Annotated in this window: 8 protein-coding genes; 1 reads left to right on the forward strand and 7 read right to left on the reverse strand. The window is 60.5% G+C overall.

The annotated features are described in order from the left end of the window. Positions 1–87 precede the first annotated feature (87 nt). The 7 genes from VF436_RS18230 to VF436_RS18260 form a co-directional block, all read right to left on the reverse strand. The gene (locus VF436_RS18230; RefSeq protein ID WP_330905465.1) at positions 88–981 is read right to left on the reverse strand and encodes an NAD(P)/FAD-dependent oxidoreductase; all 894 of its coding nucleotides are present in this window, start codon (positions 979–981) and stop codon (positions 88–90) included. Continuing rightward, the gene (locus VF436_RS18235) at positions 971–1,438 is read right to left on the reverse strand and encodes an Rrf2 family transcriptional regulator (protein ID WP_330905466.1); all 468 of its coding nucleotides are present in this window, start codon (positions 1,436–1,438) and stop codon (positions 971–973) included. Before VF436_RS18235 ends, VF436_RS18230 begins: the two co-directional genes overlap by 11 nt. Before the next feature lie 234 nt (positions 1,439–1,672). After that, positions 1,673–2,926, reverse strand: a complete 1,254-nt coding sequence (locus VF436_RS18240) for an EAL and HDOD domain-containing protein (RefSeq protein ID WP_330905467.1) — start codon at positions 2,924–2,926, stop codon at positions 1,673–1,675. A gap of 189 nt (positions 2,927–3,115) precedes the next feature. Continuing rightward, a complete protein-coding gene (locus VF436_RS18245; protein ID WP_330905468.1) occupies positions 3,116–3,709 on the reverse strand; it encodes a hypothetical protein in 594 nt (197 codons plus the stop codon). A gap of 49 nt (positions 3,710–3,758) precedes the next feature. Beyond that, positions 3,759–4,886: a Cache 3/Cache 2 fusion domain-containing protein gene (locus tag VF436_RS18250; RefSeq protein WP_330905469.1), complete on the reverse strand. Its 1,128-nt coding sequence runs from the start codon at positions 4,884–4,886 to the stop codon at positions 3,759–3,761. A gap of 314 nt (positions 4,887–5,200) precedes the next feature. Next, complete coding sequence (locus VF436_RS18255) at positions 5,201–6,493, reverse strand: Nramp family divalent metal transporter (protein WP_330905470.1); 1,293 nt, start codon at positions 6,491–6,493, stop codon at positions 5,201–5,203. A 131-nt stretch (positions 6,494–6,624) separates the two neighbouring features. Further along, complete coding sequence (locus tag VF436_RS18260) at positions 6,625–8,859, reverse strand: TonB-dependent siderophore receptor (RefSeq protein WP_330905471.1); 2,235 nt, start codon at positions 8,857–8,859, stop codon at positions 6,625–6,627. 492 nt (positions 8,860–9,351) lie between these two features. On the opposite strand from VF436_RS18260, the gene VF436_RS18265 reads away from it, so the two are divergent. Then, on the forward strand, positions 9,352–10,384 hold a 1,033-nt coding region (locus VF436_RS18265; protein ID WP_330905472.1), incomplete at its 3' end, for a TonB-dependent receptor plug domain-containing protein.

Consider the following 10,384-nt stretch of genomic DNA (forward strand, 5'->3'; position numbering starts at 1 on the left):
CAGCTGTTTCTTGTTCATCGTATACCGTGTTGGCGCGCTCGCGCATATCCTGCGCCAGCAGCAGGACACATGCTTATCACGCCATGATCAGAACACCAGTGACCGATGCAGCGCCGTGCCCGCGGTGACTCCATCAGCACAGGCCCAGGTGACGCTGTGCGCGCCGCGGACAATGTCGCCGGCCGCATATACGCCAGGCACCGTGGTCTGCCGGCTTTCGTCCGTGCGAATGATCGAACCCAGCGACAGTTCGTCCAGTTCGCAGCCCAGTTGCTCGGCGATGTCGCTATTGAATTGCATATGGGAGCCCGTATAAAGCGCATCCAGACCCTGGATACGCCCTTCTTCCAATTCGATACCGGTCAACTGCGTGCCTTCGCCATGCAGTCGACGCACACGAGCCGGCTCGATGATCACACCACGCTTTTCAAGCTCCGCACAGGTTTCCGCATCCGGCCTGTCCGCGCCATTGAGATAGAACGTCACCGGTCCCCATTCGGCCACCAGCATGGCCTGATGAACAGACATGGGCACGACGTGGAGCACACCCAGGCGCTGCCCGCTGAACTCGAAGCCATGGCAGTACGGGCAATGGATGACGGTCTTGCCCCAGCGCTCGGCCAAGCCAGGGACATCGGGCAAATGATCGCGCAAGCCGTAGGCCAGCACGAGACGACGCGCCCGCAAGGCCTGCCCGTCGGCAAGCGTCACGACGAAACCCTCGTCATCGCGCGCCGCTCGCTGCGCGGCGACATCCACGAAGCGGGCGCTCGAATAAGCCGATACCTGCTCGCGCGCGGTAGCCACCATGCGAAGTGGCGCACTGCCATCGTGGCTGAAGAAGCCATGAGAATGCTCGGCAAACCGATTGCGTGGCAGTCCCGTGTCGATCACACAGACCGATCGCCGCGCACGGGCAATATAGGTAGCGGCGGACAGGCCGGCGAAGCTGCCGCCAATAACGATGGCATCAAGATGCATGGGAGTTCTCAACGAGGGAATGGTGATTGCCATAGGCCTTGAAGCGCTCGTGGAAATCCGCGCTCAGCATGGCGAGCGTGACCTCCCCCAACCGTTCCAGCAGTTGGCGCTCGGCCTCCTGAAAGGCCTGATCCAATGCGGCATTGACCGCCTGCTCCACCAGGCAACCGGGGGATTCGGTGCGATTGCCCATCGCCAGCAGGGATGGCTCACCCAGGGCATCGTAGATATCGCGAAGGCTGACCTTGTCCTGGTCGCAGGCCAGCGACCAGCCGCCGCCATGGCCTTTTTCCGACCGGACGTAACCGTGCTCGCGCAAACCGCCCAGGATGCGTCGTATCACCACCGGGTGAGTATGCATGGCCTTGGCCAAGACCTCGGACGTCGCCGGGCCGTCGAGCTCGGCCAAGTGCAGCAGGACGTGGAGTACACCGGAAAGTCGGCTATCGCGTTTCATGTAACTTACAATGTTACTTGATTGCCAGACAGTCAAGCGCTGACCCGGCAAACGGCCGGCACACCACAACGCGCCGCACTCCCACGGTGAGACGTTTCAGCATTCACTTCGCTCGCAGGACAGGCTGCTGCCGCCTACCGGCCACGCCCTGCCACCGGCCACGAGCCCGCGTCGAAACGCGGTCCGCGACCGGTTAACAGACCTGGGCTCCCTTGCGCCGTTGCGGCGACAAGATCAGTCGTTGATGTCCTTGGCCACACTCTGGGCAGCCTCGCAATACAATGCCATCAACGAGCGTGAAGGCACATTGACGGGCGTATCGGCCAGGTGATGTGACGATTGCGCCTCCATCAATTCAGCGAGCGTCAGCGCCTTGCCGAGCGTACCGGCATGGTCGAGAATCGCGTCGCGAATCGGCTCCGGCAAAGACAACTGGTTCAGCAGCTCAGCCGGTGTCTGTCCGGTGAGCACATGCATGAGCGAAAACAGGCCAGTCTGGAAGGCGGCATCGGCCAGTTGCGGCCTTCCACGCTCGATATCGCGCACCACCAGTTCCATGAAGCGCGCACGAGTGGCCACCAGATTCACCATCGGGTTGGAGCGCAAAGGCAGATTGCTGGGATTGGAGAACAGCAATAGGTGCACCCAACGCGAAAGCTGACGCGTACCGATGCGTACGATCGCCTGCCGTACCGTCATCTCCTTGCCAGCGGTCGGCGTGACCGCCGCCGAGCGCACCAATTTCATTAGCTGGGTCAGCACGAGTGGATTCTGCTTAACCAGTTCTTCGAGCTCGTCCATGGTAGGCTCGGCGCTGAGCGACCGCAGCAGCCGCAGCAATGCCGCACGGGACGGCGCGGTGCCTTTTTGCTGCATCACCTCCGGATGCGCGAAGAAATAGCCCTGGAACAAGTCGAAACCCAACGACGCCAACCGCTGATACTCGACCGCTGATTCGACTTTTTCGGCCAGGGCTTGAGCGCCATGCACATGGATGCGCTCGACCATCAGGCTCAGGGTATGCGCATCGACCGAGGGGTAATCCACCTTGACCACATCGGCCAAGTCCAGGACGTCACTACCCAGCTGATCCATGCTGGTGACATCGTCCAGGGCGATTTGAAATCCGCGACTCTTGAGCTCGTGACAGGCCCGCATTACCTCGTCATCGATCTGGACGGTCTCTAGGATCTCCAGGGTAAAGCGGTCATTGGGCAGGATATCGGCGATGCCGGCATCAATTGAGGCACGTCCCAGGTTCACGAACCCTCGGGCTTCGCCTAGGGTATAGGCGGCACCAAATTCGCCCAACGTATTGAGGATCACCGTCGCGGTGGCCCCCGCGCCAGTGCGCTCATCGATATCGCCAGCGGTCATCCCACGGTAGAGCAGTTCGTAGGCGACCAACCGTCCAGAACGATCAATGATCGGTTGCCGGGCCAACAAGGCCACGGGTTCCGATACAGGGGCCGGTTGCGCTGTCATCATGCTGCCGAGATCCGGTTGTTTTCCGGAGTATGTAACGGCGAGTCCCAGGGAGACTTTAGGCTCGGGCAATTACAGAATGCGTCGCCATGTGAGGGGACGACAACCGGTCATACCTATACCATCGTCACCATGGGTCATGGAACTGACGCCGCCACGCCTGGTTGCCGTGGAGACCTGGCTGCTTTCGGTTCAGCCCGGCCCGAGCGCGGCACGGACTTCACGTCGGAAGCGCAAGCCCTCATCCGCCGAACCCAGGTTGCCCGCCACGATATCGATGACTCCATCGATATCAACGGCCGACTCGAAGGCCTCGTCGCAAATGATGCTGGCAATCGGCCCCAGGTAATGCAATGCCGCCTCCTGGATCACACGCCGCTGGCGCGGACTGGCGATTACCCCGGCCACTGGCGCGGCGTCCGCTCTGGACACCGCCGGCTGCACAACAGGCTGTACGGGGTCGTCCTCGCCCGCCAGCGGGCCAGTCTCGAAACCACCGAGCAGCCAATTCTGTGCCGTCTGGCTAAGCTTGCTGCGCCCACCGCCAATGCTGCCCGGGTCGGGTTGGAACCGCCCTCGCCCGCCCTGGGTATGGGATAACAACTGCACGGCGTCGTCGCCTCGCGAGCGACTGTAGATCACGTCCTCGATTGTGCCGGCATGCATGCGTATCGTGCAGGAATGGTTGTCGGTCGTGGCGATAAAGAAGAAACCGGAGGATTTCTTGACCGCCAATGCCTTCAGTTCACGCAGTATCTCGGTCAGGCTTCGTGCGTCATTAGCCATGGTCGGTGTCACCTGCGGCAATCGTGCGATGTCCTTTCACATCAGCCCCTTAGCGCTTGTTGAGGCGCTCCATGGCCAGCCGCACGCTATTGGACAGGCGTGCGATGGCGCGGGCCAGGGTGCCGATTTCGTCCTTCAGATTAACCTCGTCCAGAGTATGGTTCCACTTGCCCATGCTCAATTCATCGGCCACGAAGGTCAGGCGCTGCACCGGCTTGAGCACCCGGCTCCAGATCAGCGCCGATTGCAGGCCCAGCAGCAGCACACAGATCAGCAAGCCAATGCCGGCAATCCACAACGACTGGCGATGGATCTGGCTGTTCACATCGCTCTTGGGATAGGCCGACACAAGGGTGAAGTTCCAGCCCGGAACATCCTGCCGGGTAATGACCCAGTCGGAGGGATTCTGCTTGACGACGGTGCTCATCATTTCCGTGGACTGGGTAGCCCCGGTTTTGGAATGGAAGCGCAACTTGCCCTTGCTGTCGAACAAGGCGACGAAGCCGGAATTGAGCACGCTGGTCTGGCTGATGACGCGATCGAGTGCATCCAGGTCGGTCTTGTAGCCGACATACCAAATACCGATGATGCCGTCGTTGCTTGCGTTGTAAATCGGCTCATAGCCGGTCACATAGGGATTGCCGAGGATGTCGACCACCCCATAAAAACTGGAGTCCTTGCGAATATTAGCGATCACTGGCCCATTCGGATCCAGTTGCGTGCCGACCGCACGACTGCCATCGTCCTTCTTGACATTGGTTGCGACTCGGACGAAATCATTGCCCGATCGCGTAAAGATGGTGGCGGTGCCACCACCGATTTGCGTGACATGATCGACCAAGTCGAAGTTGTTGGCCTGCCGGGTGCTGCCGAACTGCACATCGTTGACCGGGCGCCCTGCGACATCCGTGGGCGGCCCCATCCCCGGACGCCCCAACCGATCACTCTCGCTCTTGAGCAGGCGCATGGACGTCTTGACCTGGTCCAGCATGATCGAACGCGTCACGGCCAGCAGACTCTGCAAGGCATTGGTCTGCCGATCAATGGACGCGTTGGCATCATCGCGAATACGGCCGGCTTCGGTGGATGCCAGGACCAGTGTAGAGGCAACCACGGCGATCAGCACCAGGGCTAGCACCGGCAGCAGCAGGCGCACCCGCAGCGAGCGTTGAAACATGATTTCCCCCTGACTTCACAGTCAATCAATAACGAACGGGCTCCCGAATATCCTTGCAAGCCACCGCATGGCCAGCCGCCGGGAGCAGCGGATGAGCCTTGAACCACCGCGGTGCGGGCGAAGCATAACCGCGTGTCACACGCTAGTGACATGCGCCATAACGCCCGAAAGCCTCATGATGCAGGTTAAGTCGTTGAAAGTGTGATGCGGACCACAGGGATTTACGTGTAAGCCGGCAACTTATTGAACAATTTCCTGCACAACGTAAGGGCAACCGCTAAAGCAACCGCAGGTAGGTCGGGCAGCCTGTCCTCTCACCCCAACCCGAGGGCCTGAGCCACCAGCAGCCCATTCAGCCCGAGAACCAGCATGGTGGCCAGAATGGCAAAACCGTGCACCACCGCCCCGCTGCGGTGCCGGCCCATCAGGCGCTTCTGCCGTGTGAACCACACCAGGGCGATCATCGGCACCGGCAAGGCAAAACTCAACACGATCTGGCTATCGATCAGAGCGGCGGTGGCATCCAGACCCATCGCAATCACTACCAACGCAGGCAGCATCGTTGCCAGGCGGCGCAGCCACAGCGGCGTGCGCCTGCGCAGGAAGCCGTCGGCAATCAACTGTCCTGCCATGGTCCCGACGACGGAACTGGAGACCCCCGAGGCAATCAGCGAGACCAGAAACAGACCGGCTGCCCCCGCACCAAGCAGTGGAGTGAGCGCATGATAGGCATCCTGCAACCGCGCCACCTCCGCATGTCCGTGATGAAAGGCGGCTGCCGCCGTGGCAATCATCGCCAGATTGATTAGTGCCGCCACACCAAGTGCCGCGACCACTTCGATACGCGAGTAGCGAAGCAAACGGCTTTTTTCGGCCTCGTTGCGCGGCGGGACGCGCGCCTGGGTCAGACCCGAATGCAAGAACAACGCGTGCGGCATCACCGTGGCGCCCAATATGCCGACAGCCAAGAGCACGGCCGCCTGATCCGGCAAGTGATACTGGATCAATCCATCCATCACGCCACGCCAGCGCAGGTCAGCCACGAACAGCTCGGCCAGGTAGCACAGGCCAATCACCCCAACCAGCACGCCAATGATGCGTTCGAGCGGACGGAAGCCGCAGCGTTCGAGCATCAGCAGCGCCCAGGTAGCTAAGACAACGATGGCCATGCCCATGAGCATCGGGATACCCAATAGCAACGACAGTCCCAACGCGCCACCGACCAGTTCGGCCAGCTCAGTCGCCATCGCGGCGATCTCGCTGACGATCCACATGCCAATCACGAGCGGCCGCGGAAACTGTTCGCGAATGAGTTGGGCAAGATTGCGCCCCGTCACGATACCCAGGCGGGCCGACAACGCCTGGAAAAACATCGCAAGCACGCTGGCCAGCAGCGCCACCCATAGCAGGCGATATCCGTAGGCAGCGCCCGCCTGAATATTGGTGGCTAGATTGCCCGGATCGACATAGGCAACCGACACCACCACCGCCGGGCCAGCAAGCTTGAAGAAGGTCTTCCAACCCCGTCCTCGCATGTCCAGCGCCCGTCGTACCGATGCCAGTGAACGATCGACGGCAAGCGGACCTTGCAGGATGTGCGTATTCATGAAAGACGTAAACGAAAGTGGCGGCATTGACGACCACTCTATGCCCGGCACGGCGGGAGCTGAATTCGATTGTTTGCATGCCATCCATAAGCCGCGCCTATGAATGGCACGCCTGGTCCAGGAGGGGGTACTTAAAGGTCGAACGAAGCCGAAAGCAGATAAGTCCTCGGCGCTCCTTGGGTCAGGTAGCCTCCCAAGGCCGACGCCCAATATCCCTTATTGGTCAGGTTCTGCACCGTGAAACGCAACGCGGTGGGCACGCTACCCAGGTGTGTGTTCACACGTGCGCCGACATCGTAGGTTGTCCAAGCGGGGATGCGCAGCTTGTTGGCCGTATCCGCGTACTGCGAATCGGTGTAGACAACACGCGCATTGACGGTCACGGGCGTTCCGGGGATATCCCATTCACCGCCGACATTGCCCTGGTAACGCGGCGCGCCGATGCCATCATTGCCATCCTGCAATCCGCCCTGCGTATTGGTGAGCAAGGGCTGGATGTAGCTGGCACCGCCAAGCAGGCGCACACCGGTCACCGGCTCGCCGTAGAAACTCCATTCGATACCGCGATTACGTTGCTCACCATCGATGACATAGGTATTGGTGGCATCCACGTAGCCGCTAGGCCGCTTGATCTGGAACAGCGCCAGGCTGCTGCCTATATTTCCGGCATCCCACTTGACGCCCACTTCGTTTTGCTTGGACTTGAACGGCGCGAACACCTGCCCCGCATTGGTGACCGGCATGTTGCTGAAGGATGTTGGCGCGGTATCACCCTGGGTCAGCGCCTCGATATGGTTGGCGTAGACGGAAATTTGCTCGGTGACGCGATAATTCACGCCGATGACCGGCGTGGTGACATACTGATCGTATTCAGCGTTGCGCGCACCTGGCACTCCGTTGGTGGCGTAGCTGTAACCGATCACGTGCAGGCGCTGCCGGCGCGCGCCGACTGTCAACTCGACGCGGTCATCGACAAACCCGAGCGTGTCCGAAATGGACATGCTGCGCAGTTGGGTGCGGCCAGTGATTCCAGGCTGGCTGATCGGGCCGACGTTGGCGACATAACCAGGCACCGGCACATCCACCGGGTTGTAGATATTGGTGTCGAACAAGTTCGAATACGCATAAGCGGCTTTCTTGCGTGTGGAGAACGCCGAGAAGCCGACATTGATGCGATGGGTGACCGAGCCGCTATCCACGCGGAGGTTGACGCCCGCTTCGCCGGTCGCGGTATCGGCGACATACGGCACCGTAAAGCGCGACTCGGTTGCGTCACCAGCCGCATTGGTCACGGTAGGGCTGACATAGTCGCCGTATTCGTTGCCATGATGCGCGCCGGCTGCCGCATAGGCAGTGATCCAGGGTGCGAAGTCGTACTCGGCGCGCACCACGCCAAAGGTGTCCTCCAGCGATGATCCCGACCAGGGTTGCGCATAATTGGTCTTGGCCGAAGGCACGCGGGGCACCACGTCGGTCAGGTAGACCACCGCGCGGCCACCATTGATGACCTGCTTCTGGTAGCCAAGGTCAGTAGTCAGGCGGAACTGGTCGCCATGGTAATCGAAGGCCACGCCAAGGGCCGTCACGCGGCGATCCTCACCATCAATGGAAGTATCGCCACTGCGCTTGACCGCGTTGATTCGCAAGCCATAAGCGTTATTGACGCCAAAGCGACGACCGAAGTCGACCGTGCTTCCGACTTGGCCATCGCTGCCGTAATCGACGCCCACGCGGGTCAGGGGTTCGGCATCGGCGCGCTTGGGTGCGATATTGATGCCGCCGCCGATTCCAGACCCGCCTGGGCTGGCACCATTGAGGAAAGCGCTGGCGCCTTTGAATACTTCGACGCGGCTGACCAGCTCGGGCGTCAGCAACTGGCGTGGCAGCAATCCATAGAGTCCGTCAAAAGCGATGTCGTCACTGTCTAGCTGGAAGCCGCGAATGACAAAGGTCTGCGAGTAATTGCCATAACCAAAACCCGTGCGCACGGCAGGGTCGTTGGCTACCACGTCTCCCAGGGTGTGCGCCTGCTGGTCACGGATAAGCTTGTCGGTATAGCTGGTCAGGCTGAAGGGAACACTCATGGCATCCTGGTTACCCAGCACGCCAAAGCGGCCGCCCCGCGCAACCTGCCCGCCCGCATAGGCAGCCGTGGGCGCGGGCACATCGGCCTGGACTTGGATGCCTGACAGCGTCGTGGCGTTATCCGCATGCTGGGCCTGCTGAGGGTCAGAGGTCACGACATCGGCGCCATGGACCACCAGCGAGGCAAGGCCCAGGGCTCCGGTCAACGATAGGCGGATGGCAAGCGACAACGAGCCAGGACAATGAACCGGGCGACGGCTGGTATGAAGCGAGATGAGCATGGACATCCAGAGGAATAAAGGCACAAATGCGAATCACTCGCATTATGAGACATTCGTCACGACCTGACTAGCTGGCTACGCCTTATGCGTGTTCTGACTTCGGGCCCTGACACGAGCCAAGAACGAGGGATGAGTGGCGAGTGCGTGACATCCATGATGACGAATGCTCTTGCCCGCGCTCGCCTCGGACCGGCTGGCGGCCTCGGCAAGTTGTCGAACTTGCGCCACCGGCAAGTCGATTCGTAAATCCTTGCCAGGCGGTTCGACCACATTTGGATCGTTCAAATTGAGGTGCAGGCGATAAGCGTAGACATACCAAGCATGATGACTATCACGCATGAGTTTCCACCTGGCTGAACGTTCGCAAGTAAATCTGTTGCGGCGCAGGATGACAGCAAGATTTCACTCCCGCATCCTGCGCCGCAAAGCGTGCGGGGGCACGCTTTGTTTCGGTCAATTAAAAAAAACCAGTCGCTCTTTTAGGGGAGTTCAATGAGTCGTCGACATTCGACGCTGTGGTTTGTCGTGCCCGCCTTGCGCCAGCGCCAGTTAGCGCTCGCCTGCGCTACCGCTTGCCTGCTCGCAGGACATGCAGGAAGCGTATTTGCGCAGGAACAGCCTCCGCAGGCGCCTACCAATACCCCGGACAACACCAAGGATAACAAGCGCCCTGCCAATCCTGACAACGTCAGCAATCTCGACCAGATTACAGTGACGGGTATTCAGGGTGCGATCCAGAATTCGATCAAGGCCAAGGAAAACGCCGACAACATCATTGAAGCCATCTCAGCCGAGGACATTGGCAAATTGCCCGACAGCAGCATTGCCGAGAGCTTGGCGCGACTCTCAGGCCTGGCCACGCAGCGCGTGGACGGGCGCGCAAACCAGATATCCATTCGCGGCCTGTCGCCTGATTTTGCCGGCACCACACTCAATGGACGCGAACAAGCGACCATCGGCGAAAACCGCGGAGTGGATTTTGACCAGTATCCTTCGGAGCTGATCAGCGGCGCGGCGGTGTACAAGACGCCCGATGCCAGCCTGATTGGCCAGGGCCTTTCCGGCACGGTGGATTTGCATACCATTCGTCCACTGGACTTGAAGCAACGCACGTTCGCGGCCAACTTGCGTGGCGAGAACACATCCAACGGCAGCCTCAACCATCATAGTGGCGTAGGCGACACCGGCCATCGCGCGAGCTTCTCGTACATCGACCAGTTCTTTGATCACACCCTTGGACTGGCCGTGGGGTTCGCGCAACTCGACTCGCCCGTGCAGGAGAAACAATACCAGGCCTGGTGGTGGAGCAACGACAACGGTCCGCAGGGTGCGGAAGGCCAATGGGGCGCCGCGCATACGCCGGGCATGCCGGACAACGTGCTCTCGCAAGAAGGCATGCAATTGCGTGCAAAATCGGAAAACCAGTTGCGCAACGGCCTGATGACCGTGCTCGAATGGGCGCCTGATGATCACTATCATTCGGTGCTTGACCTGTATTATTCCACCTTCAACCAGAAGACGTTCC

This window comes from Dyella sp., from assembly GCF_036384435.1.
Taxonomy (GTDB): domain Bacteria; phylum Pseudomonadota; class Gammaproteobacteria; order Xanthomonadales; family Rhodanobacteraceae; genus GSA-30.

Bases quoted from the DNA above. Each gene is read 5' to 3' on its own strand.
- VF436_RS18230 (WP_330905465.1), bottom strand. From the start codon at position 981: ATGCATCTTGATGCCATCGTTATTGGCGGCAGCTTCGCCGGCCTGTCC.
- VF436_RS18235 (WP_330905466.1), bottom strand. From the start codon at position 1,438: ATGAAACGCGATAGCCGACTTTCCGGTGTACTCCACGTCCTGCTGCAC.
- VF436_RS18240 (WP_330905467.1), bottom strand. From the start codon at position 2,926: ATGATGACAGCGCAACCGGCCCCTGTATCGGAACCCGTGGCCTTGTTG.
- VF436_RS18245 (WP_330905468.1), bottom strand. From the start codon at position 3,709: ATGGCTAATGACGCACGAAGCCTGACCGAGATACTGCGTGAACTGAAG.
- VF436_RS18250 (WP_330905469.1), bottom strand. From the start codon at position 4,886: ATGTTTCAACGCTCGCTGCGGGTGCGCCTGCTGCTGCCGGTGCTAGCC.
- VF436_RS18255 (WP_330905470.1), bottom strand. From the start codon at position 6,493: ATGAATACGCACATCCTGCAAGGTCCGCTTGCCGTCGATCGTTCACTG.
- VF436_RS18260 (WP_330905471.1), bottom strand. From the start codon at position 8,859: ATGCTCATCTCGCTTCATACCAGCCGTCGCCCGGTTCATTGTCCTGGC.